This is a genomic window from Bacillus sp. DU-106 (assembly GCF_004799705.1).
Classification (GTDB): domain Bacteria; phylum Bacillota; class Bacilli; order Bacillales; family Bacillaceae_G; genus Bacillus_A; species Bacillus_A cereus.
The window spans coordinates 1,960,480-1,976,001 of the sequence record NZ_CP026607.1 but is presented as its reverse complement, the minus strand read 5'-3'; the positions used below and the strand labels follow the sequence as shown (position 1 = coordinate 1,976,001).

Genomic DNA, 15,522 nt, shown 5'->3' with positions numbered 1-15,522 from the left:
ATGCCCCAGCTTGATTCATTACATCCCACTGTAGAAAAAATAATCAATAATATTGAAAAAATAATGGTCGGAAAACGAAAAGAAACAATCTTAGCTTTGACAGCTCTCTTAGCTGAAGGTCATGTGCTATTAGAAGATGTTCCTGGTGTCGGGAAAACAATGCTAGTACGTGCTCTTTCTAAATCCATTGATGCTGATTATAAGCGAATTCAATTTACACCTGATTTATTGCCGTCAGATGTAACAGGAGTTTCTATTTATAATCCGAAAGAGCTCCAATTTGAGTTCAAGCCTGGACCAATTATGGGGAATTTTGTACTTGCTGATGAAATTAATCGTACATCTCCAAAGACACAATCTGCTTTACTTGAATGTATGGAAGAAGGCAATATTACAATAGATGGCATTACAAGACCTTTACCAAAACCGTTCTTTGTCATGGCTACACAAAATCCGGTCGAATATGAAGGAACATATTCTCTACCAGAAGCTCAGCTCGATCGTTTCTTATTGAAACTAAAAATGGGATATCCTACACCAGAGGAAGAATTTGAAATTTTAAACCGGATGGAAAAAACAAATCCACTCTCTCAATTACAAACCATTACTACAATACAAGAATTACTTTATTTACAACAAAGCGTACGGGTAGTAAGTATGGACAAAGCAATTAAGCATTACATTGTAAAGCTTGTTAATCAGACTCGTACGTACAGTTCTATACAGTTAGGTGCAAGTCCACGTGGCTCGATTGCTTTAATGAAAGCTTCACAAGCTTATGCATTTATCCATGGCAGGAATTATGTTATTCCAGACGATGTTAAATTTTTAGCTCCTTACGTTTTAGCACATAGACTCATTCTAAAAATGGAAGCAAAATTTGAAGGAATAACTGGCGAACAAGTTATCGCAAAAATCGTTGCACGAACTACCGTGCCTACTCAAAGGACGATGAACCCTTGATGAAACGAATGCTGCGAGCGCTATATCACGTTATAAAGTTATTGCTACTCCCTTTATGCCTAGTCTTAACATTTATGTACGCTATGTTTCAAGGCGGGTTTGTCAGTTGGTTTTTGTTTTACAGCATAATTCCCATTGCTCTTTATTCGCTACTACTCCCCTTCTACGCTTTACGGGACGCTGAAGTAAAGCGAATAACAAACCAAAATGGATATGTAGTAGGAGAACAATTTGTAAGCACGATTACAATAAAAAGAAAATTTCCTTTTCCCTTACTTTATTTAGTTATAGAAGATGAACTGCCACCACAATTTATAAGTTGTAAACAAACAAAGATGAATAAGGTAGTACTCTTCCCAGGATTGAAACGAAATATTTCGTTTCAATATGTTATTGACACAATCCCTAGAGGCGAGCACACTTTTTCAAGCGTTCGTGTCAAAACCGGCGATTTATTCGGCATGATAGAGAAAGAAGTAACTTTTTCAGTTCCAGATACATTTTTAGTCTATCCCCAGTATGTAGATATAGCATATCGACAATTGGAAAATCATTTCGAACAAGGAGCGCTTTCAGCAAATATAAATTCAGCAAAAGACTCTACAATCTCTGTCGGTGTCAGAGACTATAAACCTGGTGATCGCTTTTCATGGATTGATTGGAAAGCAACTGCACGAACAAACAATATTATGACAAAAGAGTTTGAACAGCAGCGCAGCCATAATGTCATGATATTCATAGACAGAACCGAGTCTCCTCTATTCGAATCAGTCGTCACATTTACTGCCTCTATCGTAAGGGCTGTCTTGAAACAAAATTCACCAGCATCATTCGTGTCTATCGGAAAAGAACAAACTATCTTCCCTTTAGACAATGGAGATACGCAGTTACAACAAATCCTTTGTCATTTAGCAAAAGTGCAAGCAGACAGTGTATTCCCGCTCTCCCAGAGTGTAGACATGGAACTAAAAAAAATTTATGAGCCCGTCACGGTTATACTCGTGACCAGTAATCTTTCTCCCGATATTCAAAAGGCGGCTGATTGTGCTGCTATAAAAAATAGAAAATGTATGGTTTTTGTCGTGAAAGAAAAAGCGAATCAACTTTCACACCGAGAAATCAGTATAATAGAAACTCTAAAAAAACGACAAATATTTGTAAACACGGTTTATGAAAACCGGTATACAAACGTGTTTTTTGAGGTGAGCAAATGATAACATTACAAACAAAATACAAGTGGGATACGAACAGATTCTTTATGCATGCATGTGTATTTCTTCTTTTACTAGAATGGCTAAGACCTCTTATAGGCATTACAAATGTAGGTAGATTAGATATTTTCGTAACATTTATAGGAATTTGCTTCGCTCTCTCTTTTTTTCAGACGAGGTGGCAGATTCCAATAAAAATTATCACAGTCCTATTTATCATTCATTCCCTATATTATAAAAATGCTTTTATAAATCTATCTTGGCTAACAACATTCTTTTCTGATATGTCTCGAAATTCCTCCCTATTTTTCCAAGGGAATTTACTAGATATTTCTCCAGTTTTTCCGACCGTTTTATTTTTTCTCTCATTTTGGTTTTTGAGTTCTTTCACTTCATTTTGGATTATTCATAAAAAACGTGGGTTTCTATTTCTTGTATTGACTATTATTTATATCGCAACTTTTCATAACTTACATTTATACAATGCAAACTACGCTATTATTCGAACTGTTGTCATCGGATTTTTTATGCTTAGTCTTCTTCAAGTAGAACGAATAAAAGAGCGTGAACACTTACAAAATTATGCTAGGGAAATCTCAAAATTACTTAGACCACTTACAATATTTATTGTATTATTAGCAACCATCGCATACTTTGCTCCAAAATTTGGCCCTCAATGGCCAAACCCAATGGATTTTTTAAAATTCAACACATCTGAAGCAAGTAAAGAACAAAAAGTTTCTACAATTGGGTATGGTTTAGATGACTCGCGATTAGGTGGTCCTTTTAAGGCGGATCCTACAATTGTTTTCACAGCACGAACGCAAAACAAACACTATTGGAGAGTAGAAACAAAAGATTTCTATACAGGAAAAGGCTGGGAAATTTCTGAAAATCCGAAAAAGATTTCTTTTAAAAATAAAAACGACGTCGTAAGCTGGTACGAACAAAATACAAAAACGGAAACGACTGAGGCAACAATTACCATGCAAAAAAGTTACCCTCACCTTACCTATCCAGCAGGATTAGTATCAGTTGAGGCTTCTTCTGATGTATCATACAGTGTTGACCCGTTTTCAGAAAAAATTTATACAATGAATGAAGACTCTTCTACTACTTTACATTCGTATAAAGTAACATATGAGATCCCTGAGTTTTCCATAGAAAACTTGAAAGCTGTAAAAACAAATGAAGGTCAAGAAACAAACCCTTATTTTATGACAAAGTACACACAACTTCCCGAGTCATTACCACAGCGCGTAAAAGACTTGGCTGTCAATCTTACAAATGATAAAGACAACCGATATGATAAAGTATTAGCTATTGAAAATTACTTCACAGACAACTCTTTTACATACGAATCAACGAATGTCTTATTCCCTGCCAAAAGCCAAGATTATGTAGATCAATTCCTTTTCGATACAAAAAGCGGCTACTGTAATAATTTTTCGACGTCTATGATTGTACTACTTCGTTCTGCAGGGATTCCTGCTCGCTGGGTAAAAGGCTATACAGAAGGAACTCTTGACAATACACTTGCCTCTGCAGAAGGTGCGGATGTTTATACAATCACGAACGATAACGCACACTCTTGGGTCGAAGTATATTTCCCAGGATACGGATGGATTCCATTCGAACCAACAAAAGGATTTACCAATCCCTATAATTTTATAAATAATACGCCTGCTCCTATTTCACAAAATAGCGAAGCAAATAATTCTAATAACGAGCAAATACAACAACGAAATAATGAAGCAAAACTTAAAAGTTTAATAGAAAATACAGAAGAAGCTTCTACTAAAAAGGTCACAAATTCTAAAACTAGTTTTTCTTGGTGGTACGTATTCCTCTCTACGATACTAATTAGTATTATAGGATACATTCTCTTCACCACTAGAATGAACTGGATGACATTTCTTATTATTCATTTCTATAAATACCGAAAAAATGATGCTGTTTATCAAAAAGCTTACGGTGCACTTTTAAAACAATTTGCGAGAATTGGCATACCACGGAGTGAAAGTCAAACATTCCGAGAATACGCTCTCCATATCGATACACTTTACAACTCGGCCGATATGCAACAACTTACTGCCAGTTATGAGAACGCTATGTATAAACAGGAGCAGGCTGCAGAAGAATGGAAGAAATCTGTACACTTATGGGAAGTGCTTATGAAAAAAGCAGCTTCTCTACCTAAATCAGATGGCTTTGATACAGTTATTTAATCTTGAAAATGTGAGTTTAAAGAAAACGTCTCAAAGAACTACATTGTTCTTTGAGACGTTTTTTAATAAAGTGAAACTCCTAATTATTCTCCAAGCACCTTCTCAATCTCAACCTCTAAATCTACCGGCTTCGTCTGCGGAGCAAAACGCCCTACTACTTTCCCGTCTTTTCCGATTAAAAACTTCGTAAAATTCCATTTCACTGCTTTCATACCAAGTAAACCTGGTGCTTGTTCTGTCATGTATGTATATAGAGGGTGAGCCTTATCACCTTTCACATCAACCTTTGCAAACATCGGGAAGTTTACACCGTAGTTTAATTCACAAAAACTAGTAATGTCCGCTTCTGTACCTGGTTCTTGTCCCCCGAATTGGTTACAAGGAAATCCGAGTATTTCGAGTCCTTGGTCTTTATATTTATCATATACCTCTTGTAATCCTTTATATTGTGGTGTGAAACCACATTTGCTAGCTACATTGACAATAAGAAGTGCTTTTCCTTTGTAATCTTTTAACGATTTTTCTTCACCTGTAATTGTTTTAGCTGAAAAATCATAAACTGTCATTGTCTTTGCCCCTCTCTTCACTATCATTCTATGTTTATACTATACTACATTCGTGAATATACAGCTCTTATTACGTACTTATAAGTTGTAATGATAGCGCTTTATTTCTGTTCGAAAATTCGACACAAACTACTAGACTTTTATGATGGAAAGTTTTACAATTGAATTGTGAACAAAATGTGACAGTTTATATTCCATTATAAAAGAAAAGGATGGTGTTCATTATGAAAACTGCACAACATGAAACGATTTCAAATCGCGAGTTTTATTTCGTACTATATATGATGTTATTGTATGTTACTGGCTGGGTAATCGATGTAAATGGTTTATTCTTAAGCTCCTACTTTAATTTAGCAGGAGAGATTATGCTTCCATTAGTAGGCGGGATTGTTGGACTGTTCATTATGTCTGTTAATAAACAACAAACGAAATAATAATATTACAAAAAGGCAGAAGACGAGCTTCGTTTTCTGCCTTTTTTCTATTTTAGCGTATAATAAAAACATGCAGTATATAAGGAGTGGTAACTATGAAAAAAGTAGAGCAATTATCTTCTCACCTATATCTTATTGATGATTTCGATTTACAGCATAATGAACGAACAGGTACGTACGTTTTATTAGGTGACGATATTACTTTAATTGAAACTTGTGCAGCCCCTTCTCTTCCGTATATTTTAGACGGCTTACAACAATTACATATTGATTTAAACGATGTTAAAAACATTATCGTTACACATGTGCATTTAGATCACGCTGGCGCAGCTGGTTTAATGATGGAAAAGTGCCCAAATGCTACGTTATATGTGCATTCTCGTGGTGCTCGTCATATGATTGATCCAACAAAACTTATTTTAGGTGCAAAAGCTGTCTACAAAGAAGATTTCGATAAACTCTTTGACCCAATTCTTCCAATTGAAGAAGAACGTGTTCATATTGTACAACATGGTGATATGTTAAAAATTGCAAAAGACCGCACCCTTACATTTTATGATACACCAGGACATGCGAAGCACCATATTAGCATTCACGATTCATTAACAAACGGGATTTTTACTGGCGATACAATTGGAATTTATTATAGAGAACTCGCAGACGTTGATGTAGAGTTATATCTACCATCAACGTCCCCTTCACAATTCCAACCAGATGCGATGATTGCTTCTAAAAATCACATTCAAAGCATGAATGTAGATACTATTTATTTCGGTCATTACGGCGCATCCTCTCATGTTACAGAAGTATACAATCAATTGGAACATTGGCTACCTATTTTCGTTCAGACTGGTAAGGAAGTCTTTGACAAGTATAATGATTTCGATGAAGCGACTAAAGCTTTACAAACTTTGTTAATGGATAAAATCTCTTCTCATCTTACAAAGTTAAACGTTCCATCAGATCATTCCGTTTATAATATTTTACATTTAGATATAGAAATTAGCGCAATGGGCATTATTGATTATTTCACGAAGCAAGAAAAAGCAAACTCCACTATTAACTAACAGTAAAAGAAGAGATATACAACAGTAGTTATTGTATATCTCTTCTTTTTTTGAATATATTTTGAGTAAAGGATGGTGGAATATAATGCAAAAATTGATGCTATACCTCTGCTTCACATTATTTATCGTTTTATTATTATTTGTAGGAGTAAAAATTCAATTTTATTTAGATACAGATGCACAAGTGAACTTTAACGTTTATCCAAGATTATTCTACTTTACACTCTTCCCTCTTATAGTTGGCATTTTATTACGATTCCTTCAATCTATTAATCGCGAAACGAGTAAACAAAACTGGAGCTTTCAACCGGATAAATTTATTGCTATTACAGTGCCTACACTATTCATTTCCTTTTCCCCAGCACTACTCTTTTCACCACTTGCCGAATACCTACCTTATTTAGTTAATATTATTCTAATAAATACAACTTTTGTTACGATTATTAGTTTAATAGCTGGTTATTCCCTTTTAGATTGTTTTATACAAAAGGACAATGCAACGATGAAAAAATATAATTGAATGCTTTATTTAATCGTGCAAGTCAAGGATTGTACTGCCTTGGCTTGTTTTTAGAATACTTATATTCCTGTATAATACAGTTATCGAATAAATTTCGGAGGAATGATACAATGTTTTTTCAATTTTTTCTACTAGCAGTCATTATGTCTTTTATTAGTGGTAGACTCATTGGTACAAAACTAAATCTTTTCAAACAAGCAAGTGCAGCCACTGTAGGTGTTTCACTTACGTCTGCTCTGTATTGGTTTTTATATTTACGTTATCAAGATGAATCGGTTGTCGGTGTTGATAGATATTTTTGGCTAGGAAGCTCATTAATTGTATCGATGCTTTGTTACCTAGTTTTTGAATTATTTGATCCTATTAGGCGTGGCGAAATGGATGACGTAGTAACGGAAAGCCGAAATCCTATTTCAAAATTCTTCGCTAAGATTGGTAGACAAAAAAGATATATGCGCGTCTCTTCTATTGCAATAAAACACGGAATGGGAAAATATTTAGCTTTAAAGCGCTCACCAGAAGCAGATCGTAAGCTCGCCACTTCACTTCGAAATACACTAGAAGAATGCGGTGGTGTATTTATTAAATTCGGACAAGTTTTATCAACTCGCTCTGATTTATTACCACCTGTTTTTATTCACGAGTTATCAAACCTTCAGGAAAATGTAACACGTTTATCACAAAAACAAGTTGAAGAAATATTGAAAAAGGAACTACATACACCAAAAGATGAAATCTTCAGCTCCTTTGAAATGGAACCGTTAGCTGCCGCCTCTATTGGCCAAGTACATAAAGCAAAGTTGAAAGAAAACGACCAGGATGTCGTCGTTAAACTACTACGTCCTAATATTTCTGAGACAATTAAACGTGACTTAGATATTTTAATTCACTTTTCTTTATGGATTTCCAACAAATCAACTTGGGCTAAAAATATCGGCTTTCTTGATTTAGCACATGGCTTCTCTATCGCAATGAAAGAAGAAATTGATTTCAAAATTGAGGCTCGTAACTTCGAACAAGTGTCTGATTCACTAAAAAATAGTGAAACGAAAGTAAAAATACCGAAAGTATATAAAAAATACAGTAATTCAAAAATACTTGTGCTTGAATTTTTAGATGGAGTAAGTGTTAAAAGTGGGTCAGCATTATTAAATGAATTACAAATTGATACGAAAAAAGTACAACGGCAACTCTTTGATTGTATTTTAGAGCAAATTTTCTTTAAAGGTATTTTCCATGCAGACCCTCATCCAGGTAATGTGTATATTCTTCGTGATGGCACTCCTGCATTACTTGATTTCGGTTCTGTCGGAAGATTAGGAACCCTACAACAAGATGCATTCAAGCGGCTACTTATTGGCTTTGAGCGCAAAAATTCATATGTCTTGCTTGATGGACTGCTTCAATTAGTTGAAAAGAAACCAAATGTTGATAAAGAAGGATTAGAACAATCTATCAGCCAATTATTAATCCAAAGTACGTACGGCTCTACAAACGGTTCTGAAGAATTTATTCAAGGGTTGTTTCAAATAATCGCTGAGTTTGAATTAGCGTTTTATCCAATGGTTGCAGGGGCTTTCCGCTCTCTAATTACGCTAGAAGGAACGATGCTGCAACTAAATCCCGAATTCAATTTAATGGACGAAGCGAAGCGCTTTGCGAAAGATTATGCAGCTAGTTTCATGCCAGTTAACAATTATTCTAGTTTAAAAGAAGCTGCAACAAACGAATTACTCGCTATGTTACCTGCCATGCGACGCATTCCTAGAAAACTAGATGATTTAAGTTCAAAACTAGAAAACGGAGAACTATCCGTTAAGGTTGGCTTTTTCTCTGACGAAACAAATGCATCGTTTATTACTACATTTATCTCACAATTCCTCATTGCGTTTATTGGAACTGCATTTGGTGGGATTTCGGTAGGCGTATTGCATTTAGCAAACAGTGCGACAGAGCCAAATGATCAATTTTTAAGTGTCGTTGGTTACGGTGGTTTATTTATAAGTGCGATATTACTTGTAAGAGTCGCTATTCATGCGGTAAGAAAATTTAAGTAATAATAAAATGAGTATACAATCACGTAGATTGTATACTCATTTTTTATTGTTTACATAATCAATATGTAATAGTTAAACGAAAGAAAGCTTTGAGCTTTTCTACTTATCGCACCTTTTCATCTACATACTCCATAAACTGCTCCGCTTTAATAAATCTTTCTTTGTACGCCTCAGGTACTTCTTCTATTTTTATTGCACCAGTTGATTTTGTCTTCACTCGTACTATTTCATGTGTCATTAAAGCTTCCATATAGCGATCAAACTCTTCTTGCGTTAATACTTCTTTACTAGATTTATGACCATTTAATTTATCAAAGTATGGTTGAAGGCCCATACTTACCTTTTTCATTTCTTCTCTTTTTGCTGGTGATAATCCATCATAATCTATATTACCGTTCGAATCTCCGTACGCAAGCTTTGCATTAGTTAATTTTTTCAGTTCTTTTGTAAACTCTTCATATTCCTTCGCACCCATTTCATCTTTCGCTTCTGATAATTTTGCATTAAAACGCATATACGTTTCTAATGTCATTGCTCCGGCATGTTTTTTTAAATTCTCAAAAGATCCATATATACCATCCGCCATAATAGATTGGTACGCAAAACCTGTCGTCGGGATTAAAAGAGCTGCTGCAAGTACTCCTGCGATAAGGCGTTTCTTCCTCTTACTCCCGCCGTGCTTCATTTTTATTTGCACGATTACTTTTTCTTTTAAATCCGGCGGGGCAACAATACCCTTTGCTTCTTCTTGTATAGATTCCCTAACTCTACAATCTAAACTCATTTCACATTCCCTACCTCTCCTAAAAAAATTTCTTCTACTTGCTCTTTTTGACGTAGTTTCTTTAATGCCGCATGAATTCTAGATTTCACTGTACCGATTGGAATATGTAATATTTGTGCTACTTCTTCTTGTGAATAATCGTGTAAGTATCTTAAGATAATAACTTGTTTCAATTTATACGGTAATTTATGAATGAGTTCGATTAGTTTTTGGTTTGATATTTTACTTACAACATCGTTAGAAAAATCAATTTGCACTGGCTTTCTTTGCTCTTCTGCTTTTTTTATAATTCGTAGTCGCATCCACCTCTTTCTTCTATAAGAATGAATTTGTTTAATCGCAAGCCCAATTAGCCAAGGGCGAAATGGCTTCTCGCTATCATATTTACGAAGCGATTCATATAGCTGTATGTATACTTCTTGAACGACATCATCTACATCCGTTTTATCTTCAATTAAAAAATGTGCTGTTTTATATACTTCTTGAATCGTTACATCATACAATTCGCTATACGCTTCTTTATTGCCTGATAAAGTTAATTGAATTAAATGTGCGTAATCTATTTCACCCTTCATATTCCAGCCCTCCTTTGTCTTACACTATATATTGGCAGGTAATTCATATTTCGTTCGATTTTTCCGAAAAAGTTTTTTATATAAATTAATATAATGATCCACTGAGTTCATAAGCTTCACTTATAACCACACATAACTATTATATAATTTTCCAATTTCTGATAAAGATTTAAAATAATTTATATAGTCAAATTTAGGAGGACATATAATGAAAGCTATCGTTGTAACGTCGTTCGGTGGTCCTGAAGTGATGAAATATACAGATTTTGATATACCGGCTATTTCAGAAGATCAAGTTTTAATTCGCGTAGTTGCTACTAGTGTAAATTTCGCTGATATTAAATCACGTTATGGTAAAAAAGGAAATAAAGCACTACCTTTTATTCTAGGTATAGATGCCACTGGTATTGTAGAACGTGTCGGTTCTCATGTGAAAAATATTCACCCTGGACAACGTGTCATTGCTTTTCCTCAAAATGGATCTTACGCAGAATACGTTGTTGCAAATGAAAATCTTACTTTCGTATTACCCCATGAAGTTGACTTTCAAACTGCAGCCGCTTGTCCAATCGTATCTTTTACAAGCTATAATTTACTCGCAAATGTTGCAAGGCTTCAACAAGGTGAATCTGTACTCATTCATGCGGCTGCTGGCGGAATTGGCACTACTGCTATTCAACTTGCTAAACTATTAGAGGCTGGAACAGTTATAGGCACTGTCGGAAGTGAAGCAAAAAAAGAAATTGCTTTAGATGCTGGAGCTGATTATGTTATTTGTCATCAAGATGAAGATTTTGTAGAGAAAGTCAATGAACTGACAAATGGTGAAGGGGTTGATGTAATTTTAGACTCTATTTCTGGAACGGTTTCTGAAAGAAGTTTAAACTGCCTTGCTTATTACGGTCGCCTCGTTCATTTCGGTAATGCTAGCGGTGAAATTGGTAACTTTCAAACGAAAGATTTACATGCAAGTTGCCGCTCTATACTCGGTTTTAGCTTTGGAACCACACGAAAAAAGCGTCCTGAACTGCTCCAAGAAACTGCAAATGAAGTTTTCCGTTATTTGCGTGACGGACGTTTACAAATTAAGGCTACGAAATCTTTTCCACTTCAAGATGCAGGGAAAGCACATGAATGGGTCGAAAGTAGAAAAAGTACAGGGAAAGTAATACTAACTGTTCAGTCCTCTTCCTGAAATGAATACTGGAAACAGAGGTGGCATTCATGGGATCACGAATTATGCATGTTATTATCGCTAACGGTATTGCTGAGAAACTATCTATTCACGATAAGACTTCTTTCTTACTTGGAGCTGTAGCCCCTGATGCTGTTCATTCAAAAAAAGAAAAAGGAACCTCACATTTTTATGCCGGTACAACGAAGAACTATACGAGAAGAATAGATTATGATTCATTTTTTCATAAATATGAATCACATATAAATTCCCCATTTATTTTAGGCTATTATACCCATCTCATCGCCGATGATAATTGGCTAAGTGGATTTTTTCTACCTTGGCTAAAAAATAGAATAGAGAATGACGAAACTATCGCACCCCTGTACTATAACGATTTTAAATTGTTAAATGCAAAGTTGCTTCATCATTACGATCAAGAACAACAGCTTTTCTCTCTTCTCAATCAAGAGGCTCACATTGTGGATATTGAAGAGGTTTCTAAAGAAAACGTTTTAGCTTTTCGAAAGTATCTTTTTGAAGATATGTTGTATCCAAAGCAATATTTGCATGAAGACTTACAAGTATTTACGTTTGACCAAATCGTTGGCTATATTGAGACAGCGATTGAAAAAGGAGTATTTTTTATTAAACAACTCTCTAATGAAAAATCCACTTCAAAAATTTAATCCCCCTCAAATATATTTGAGGGGGATTTTCACATAGCAATATTATTATTGGTTCTTCTCCATAACCGCAAAATAATTCCCTTCGCTATCAGCAAAGTTAAACACTTTACCAGAAGGCATAGTTACCATTTCTCCAACAGTAACATTTTTGTTTGTTAAATCTGTATATAATTGATCAAGATTTTCTGAGAAGAACATTAAGGACGGTGTACCAAGATTCAATTCTGGGCTCATTTTAGAAATAACTTCTTTATTATGTAATATAATGCTCGTTTCTGCACCGTTAGTCGGAGCAATTTCAATCCATCTCATTCCTTGCTTGTTATCTTCCTCTGCTACTACATGAAACCCTACCTTTTCCGTCCAAAAATTTACTGCCTCATCTTGATTATTTACATATAACATAATTTGTCCTACTTTATGGATCATTACATTTCCCCCTAATGGTTTTTATATTCTATGTAGCTTTCTACAAATACTATCGTTATTCCTTTTGAGTTGGTATGTACTTCTTTGCAAAATTTATCGACTGACTCATCCCATCCAGTTCATCAAAATAATCATTTCTTTCAATCATGTTATATCCGTCGAATCCAATTTTATCTAATACTTTGAAGAATATATCGAAATCTACTTCACCATTCCCTGCTGCGACTTCTATATACTTAGTTGAACGATCATTTTTCACTTCTTTACAATCTTTAATATGAGTTTGTACTATATAATCTTTTAATAGTAATAAACCTTCTCCCGGATTTTCATTTACATCACTTATTATATTTGCTGGGTCAAAGTTAACAGCTAGTCCTTTCGAGTTTGCAGTTTCTAAAAATCGTTTTAATACTATTGCTTTTTCAGATCCCGTCTCAATGGCGAAGAATCCTCCAAATCTGAACGCTAAGTCCCCTATTTCATTACAAACACGTAGCATTTTATCATAGTAGGCACTTTTTTCATCATCTGGAACTTTTCCAATATGAGCTGTTATGATCTTTGCCCCAAGCCCCAAACCTCTGTCAGTAATATATTTAAACTGATCTATTGCACTCTCAGCTTCTATTCCCATAATTCCATTTTCTCCAAAACTAATTGCTAATGATGGAATCTTTATTCCATTAAAAGATAAGCTTTTCTTTAAAGCATTCCATTCTACCATTGAGATATTAGCTAAGTTAAAGTTTTTATTCATAGCATATAATTGAATATATTCTAAATCCCATTCCCTTGCTTTTTGTATTCCTTCGTTTACTTCAATATGTTTCGTATTTAAAAACATTCCTAATTTCCTATCCATATGTGTACCTTCTTTTTATTATTTCGTGTCAGTTTAATATTCGACTTTTTTTATATTATTTCCTCGTATAAACCAAATAAATAAACTACCCTTTTTTCGATACTCCCAGTAGAAGCATATATATGATAGGCACATTAAAAACACTAATACAATTCCCATTATCGCTTGTTTACAAACAAAAAAGACGTAACTACAAATGGTTACGCCTTCCCTATCATTTATCTAGGCTTTTTCTTCCCAGTAAATGCTGGTTTCTTTTTCTTTGGTGCTTTCGGTTTCGTTTCTACAAATGATCCCTTGAACATTTCTTGCTTCGTAAATACGATGCCTAGTTTTTTCGCAAATTGTAGTAATTTACGCTCTTCTTGTGGTGTTACAAGAGACACGACAGTTCCTTCTTTACCCATACGTCCAGTACGTCCTGAGCGGTGAATATATTGGTCTACTGTGTCTGGTAACTCTAAATGAATTACGTGTGTTAAATCGTCAATATCGATACCGCGTGCTGCAATATCAGTAGCAAGTAGAATTTCTAATTTCCCTCCGCGGAAAGCACGCATTGTCGCTTCACGCTCTTGTTTACTTGCTTCTGCATGAAGAGCTGCTGCTTTCATTTTACGGAATTTCAATTTCTCAGTAATTTCATCTAAACGGAATGGGTCGTTTAAGAACGCAACTGCTTTTACATCGCCCATATGCATAATTCTTCTTACGTAATCATTTTTTTCGCGTCGCTCACAAATGATATACGTATGCTCAACTAAGCTTTTTGATTCTGCACGTGTTACACGTACTAATTGTGGTTCCACTGCTAAATCACGTGCCGCATCTTCTGCCGCTTTTGTCATTGTCGCCGAGAAGAATACTAATTGACGATCGCGCATCGTTGATTTAATTACATCTTGCACTGCGCCCATCATTTTTTGCTTTACAATTTGATCAAACTCATCAAATACAATTGTTTTTACTTCATGCATTTTTAGCTTTTTCATACGAATTAATTCTAAAATACGGCCTGGTGAACCGACAATTACTCTTGGGTGTTTCTTTAATTTTTCAACTTGGCGCTTAATATCTGCACCACCAATTAAAGATGCACCTGAAATTTCAGTTCCTGCTGTAAACTTTTGAACCTCTTCATGAATTTGCATTACAAGTTCACGTGTTGGCGCTAAAACAACAACTTGTGGCTGTTTTACTTCAGGATTAATTTTATGTAAAAGGGGTAATAAGTACGCTAATGTTTTTCCTGTTCCAGTTGGAGATTCAGCTATAACGTCTTGTCCTTCTAAAATAGTTGGAATCGCTTGTTTTTGAATTTCAGTTAACTCTTTAAAACCAGCCTTCTCCCAAGCTTGTTGTAAAAATGGTTGCATATCTTTTATCATTTGTTTTTCTCCTTTATCTCTATTTTTGAAGAAAATGCTGTATTGTTCGCACCGTTTCTATCATGTGTGAAATAACAGCTATTAAATCATCAACATGGTCTTCTGTAATCGCTTTTTGAAATAGAACCTCTACCTTATTATGATATGAAATCGCTTGCTTATTATATTCGTATGAAACTTTCTGCATAATCATTCTTTCTTTTCCCCATATAGAACGCATTAATGTTTCAATTTCTTCACATTTTACTTCTGGTTGTTCTAACGGGAATGAAAATGCTAGCTTCATCTCACAACCTGGTGTAAACTGAGGCACTTCTAGTATTTCACCAGACAAGTTCTTTGCATCCACAGATAATGAAAATGTTGCTTCTACTAATGGTTCAAACGGTTCTGTTAATTGAAATGAGATATGATATATACGACTTAATGAAGCAAGATCCATCATATCTTTTCGATCTGTTACAAGAATATCTCCATGTAGATCAAAATCATACACAGCACCTTCTACGATTACTTTTAAATTGTCAAAAGCAGTTGGATCAAACATAATTTCCTCCAAAAAACAGGCGCCT

Annotated in this window: 16 protein-coding genes; 9 read left to right on the top strand and 7 right to left on the bottom strand. The window is 34.8% G+C overall.

Annotation, left to right across the window (positions count from 1 at the left end):
* The 3 genes from C3Y97_RS10245 to C3Y97_RS10235 are packed head-to-tail and all read left to right on the top strand — an operon-like array spanning window position 1 to window position 4,402.
* Window positions 1-963: an AAA family ATPase gene (locus tag C3Y97_RS10245; RefSeq protein ID WP_001135810.1), complete on the top strand. Its 963-nt coding sequence runs from the start codon at window positions 1-3 to the stop codon at window positions 961-963.
* Window positions 963-2,177, top strand: a complete 1,215-nt coding sequence (locus C3Y97_RS10240; RefSeq protein WP_000827532.1) for a DUF58 domain-containing protein — start codon at window positions 963-965, stop codon at window positions 2,175-2,177. The genes C3Y97_RS10245 and C3Y97_RS10240 overlap by 1 nt, the downstream gene beginning before the upstream one ends.
* Window positions 2,174-4,402: a transglutaminase TgpA family protein gene (locus tag C3Y97_RS10235; RefSeq protein WP_136363342.1), complete on the top strand. Its 2,229-nt coding sequence runs from the start codon at window positions 2,174-2,176 to the stop codon at window positions 4,400-4,402. Before C3Y97_RS10240 ends, C3Y97_RS10235 begins: the two co-directional genes overlap by 4 nt.
* An 83-nt stretch (window positions 4,403-4,485) precedes the next feature.
* On the opposite strand, the gene bsaA is transcribed toward C3Y97_RS10235, so the two are convergent.
* Window positions 4,486-4,968 (bottom strand): glutathione peroxidase, encoded by a 483-nt coding sequence (gene bsaA / locus C3Y97_RS10230; protein WP_000219440.1) that lies wholly within the window; start codon window positions 4,966-4,968, stop codon window positions 4,486-4,488.
* Window positions 4,969-5,192: 224 nt separating this feature from the next.
* On the opposite strand from bsaA, the gene C3Y97_RS10225 reads away from it, so the two are divergent.
* The 4 genes from C3Y97_RS10225 to C3Y97_RS10210 all read left to right on the top strand — a co-directional run bounded on the left by C3Y97_RS10225 (window position 5,193) and on the right by C3Y97_RS10210 (window position 9,046).
* Window positions 5,193-5,402, top strand: coding sequence for a DUF3925 domain-containing protein (locus C3Y97_RS10225; protein WP_000844985.1), 210 nt, complete (start codon window positions 5,193-5,195; stop codon window positions 5,400-5,402).
* Between the two features lie 95 nt (window positions 5,403-5,497).
* Window positions 5,498-6,469, top strand: coding sequence for an MBL fold metallo-hydrolase (locus C3Y97_RS10220; RefSeq protein WP_000754964.1), 972 nt, complete (start codon window positions 5,498-5,500; stop codon window positions 6,467-6,469).
* 85 nt (window positions 6,470-6,554) lie between these two features.
* Complete coding sequence (locus C3Y97_RS10215; protein ID WP_001170914.1) at window positions 6,555-6,989, top strand: hypothetical protein; 435 nt, start codon at window positions 6,555-6,557, stop codon at window positions 6,987-6,989.
* 110 nt (window positions 6,990-7,099) lie between these two features.
* Complete coding sequence (locus C3Y97_RS10210) at window positions 7,100-9,046, top strand: ABC1 kinase family protein (protein WP_136363340.1); 1,947 nt, start codon at window positions 7,100-7,102, stop codon at window positions 9,044-9,046.
* A gap of 103 nt (window positions 9,047-9,149) precedes the next feature.
* Here C3Y97_RS10210 and C3Y97_RS10205 read toward each other — a convergent pair whose 3' ends face one another.
* Window positions 9,150-9,830, bottom strand: coding sequence for a DUF3600 domain-containing protein (locus tag C3Y97_RS10205; protein WP_000050673.1), 681 nt, complete (start codon window positions 9,828-9,830; stop codon window positions 9,150-9,152).
* A complete protein-coding gene (locus C3Y97_RS10200; protein WP_000675556.1) occupies window positions 9,827-10,405 on the bottom strand; it encodes a sigma-70 family RNA polymerase sigma factor in 579 nt (192 codons plus the stop codon). Before C3Y97_RS10200 ends, C3Y97_RS10205 begins: the two co-directional genes overlap by 4 nt.
* Window positions 10,406-10,613: 208 nt before the next feature.
* Here C3Y97_RS10200 and C3Y97_RS10195 point away from each other — a divergent pair, with 208 nt between their 5' ends.
* Both C3Y97_RS10195 and C3Y97_RS10190 read left to right on the top strand, forming a co-directional pair.
* Entirely contained in the window at window positions 10,614-11,600 is a 987-nt protein-coding gene (locus C3Y97_RS10195) for a quinone oxidoreductase family protein (RefSeq protein WP_000644620.1), read from the top strand.
* Window positions 11,601-11,629: 29 nt separating this feature from the next.
* Window positions 11,630-12,268: a zinc dependent phospholipase C family protein gene (locus tag C3Y97_RS10190; protein WP_000535623.1), complete on the top strand. Its 639-nt coding sequence runs from the start codon at window positions 11,630-11,632 to the stop codon at window positions 12,266-12,268.
* A 45-nt stretch (window positions 12,269-12,313) separates the two neighbouring features.
* On the opposite strand, the gene C3Y97_RS10185 is transcribed toward C3Y97_RS10190, so the two are convergent.
* The 4 genes from C3Y97_RS10185 to C3Y97_RS10170 all read right to left on the bottom strand — a co-directional run bounded on the left by C3Y97_RS10185 (window position 12,314) and on the right by C3Y97_RS10170 (window position 15,497).
* Entirely contained in the window at window positions 12,314-12,697 is a 384-nt protein-coding gene (locus tag C3Y97_RS10185) for a VOC family protein (RefSeq protein ID WP_000581478.1), read from the bottom strand.
* Window positions 12,698-12,752: 55 nt separating this feature from the next.
* The gene (locus C3Y97_RS10180; protein WP_000375203.1) at window positions 12,753-13,562 is read right to left on the bottom strand and encodes a sugar phosphate isomerase/epimerase family protein; all 810 of its coding nucleotides are present in this window, start codon (window positions 13,560-13,562) and stop codon (window positions 12,753-12,755) included.
* 218 nt (window positions 13,563-13,780) lie between these two features.
* Window positions 13,781-14,950: a DEAD/DEAH box helicase gene (locus tag C3Y97_RS10175; RefSeq protein WP_000588613.1), complete on the bottom strand. Its 1,170-nt coding sequence runs from the start codon at window positions 14,948-14,950 to the stop codon at window positions 13,781-13,783.
* Between the two features lie 19 nt (window positions 14,951-14,969).
* Window positions 14,970-15,497 carry a hypothetical protein gene (locus C3Y97_RS10170; RefSeq protein WP_000460219.1) on the bottom strand — a complete coding sequence of 176 codons (528 nt, stop codon included), beginning with the start codon at window positions 15,495-15,497 and terminating at the stop codon, window positions 14,970-14,972.
* Window positions 15,498-15,522 lie beyond the last annotated feature (25 nt).

Coding starts and splice junctions, on each gene's coding strand:
- C3Y97_RS10205 (WP_000050673.1), bottom strand. CDS start 9,830: ATGAGTTTAGATTGTAGAGTTAGGGAATCTATACAAGAAGAAGCAAAG.
- C3Y97_RS10185 (WP_000581478.1), bottom strand. CDS start 12,697: ATGATCCATAAAGTAGGACAAATTATGTTATATGTAAATAATCAAGAT.
- bsaA (WP_000219440.1), bottom strand. CDS start 4,968: ATGACAGTTTATGATTTTTCAGCTAAAACAATTACAGGTGAAGAAAAA.
- C3Y97_RS10195 (WP_000644620.1), top strand. CDS start 10,614: ATGAAAGCTATCGTTGTAACGTCGTTCGGTGGTCCTGAAGTGATGAAA.
- C3Y97_RS10210 (WP_136363340.1), top strand. CDS start 7,100: ATGTTTTTTCAATTTTTTCTACTAGCAGTCATTATGTCTTTTATTAGT.
- C3Y97_RS10225 (WP_000844985.1), top strand. CDS start 5,193: ATGAAAACTGCACAACATGAAACGATTTCAAATCGCGAGTTTTATTTC.
- C3Y97_RS10235 (WP_136363342.1), top strand. CDS start 2,174: ATGATAACATTACAAACAAAATACAAGTGGGATACGAACAGATTCTTT.
- C3Y97_RS10175 (WP_000588613.1), bottom strand. CDS start 14,950: ATGATAAAAGATATGCAACCATTTTTACAACAAGCTTGGGAGAAGGCT.
- C3Y97_RS10180 (WP_000375203.1), bottom strand. CDS start 13,562: ATGGATAGGAAATTAGGAATGTTTTTAAATACGAAACATATTGAAGTA.
- C3Y97_RS10200 (WP_000675556.1), bottom strand. CDS start 10,405: ATGAAGGGTGAAATAGATTACGCACATTTAATTCAATTAACTTTATCA.
- C3Y97_RS10170 (WP_000460219.1), bottom strand. CDS start 15,497: ATGTTTGATCCAACTGCTTTTGACAATTTAAAAGTAATCGTAGAAGGT.
- C3Y97_RS10220 (WP_000754964.1), top strand. CDS start 5,498: ATGAAAAAAGTAGAGCAATTATCTTCTCACCTATATCTTATTGATGAT.
- C3Y97_RS10240 (WP_000827532.1), top strand. CDS start 963: ATGAAACGAATGCTGCGAGCGCTATATCACGTTATAAAGTTATTGCTA.
- C3Y97_RS10215 (WP_001170914.1), top strand. CDS start 6,555: ATGCAAAAATTGATGCTATACCTCTGCTTCACATTATTTATCGTTTTA.
- C3Y97_RS10245 (WP_001135810.1), top strand. CDS start 1: ATGCCCCAGCTTGATTCATTACATCCCACTGTAGAAAAAATAATCAAT.
- C3Y97_RS10190 (WP_000535623.1), top strand. CDS start 11,630: ATGGGATCACGAATTATGCATGTTATTATCGCTAACGGTATTGCTGAG.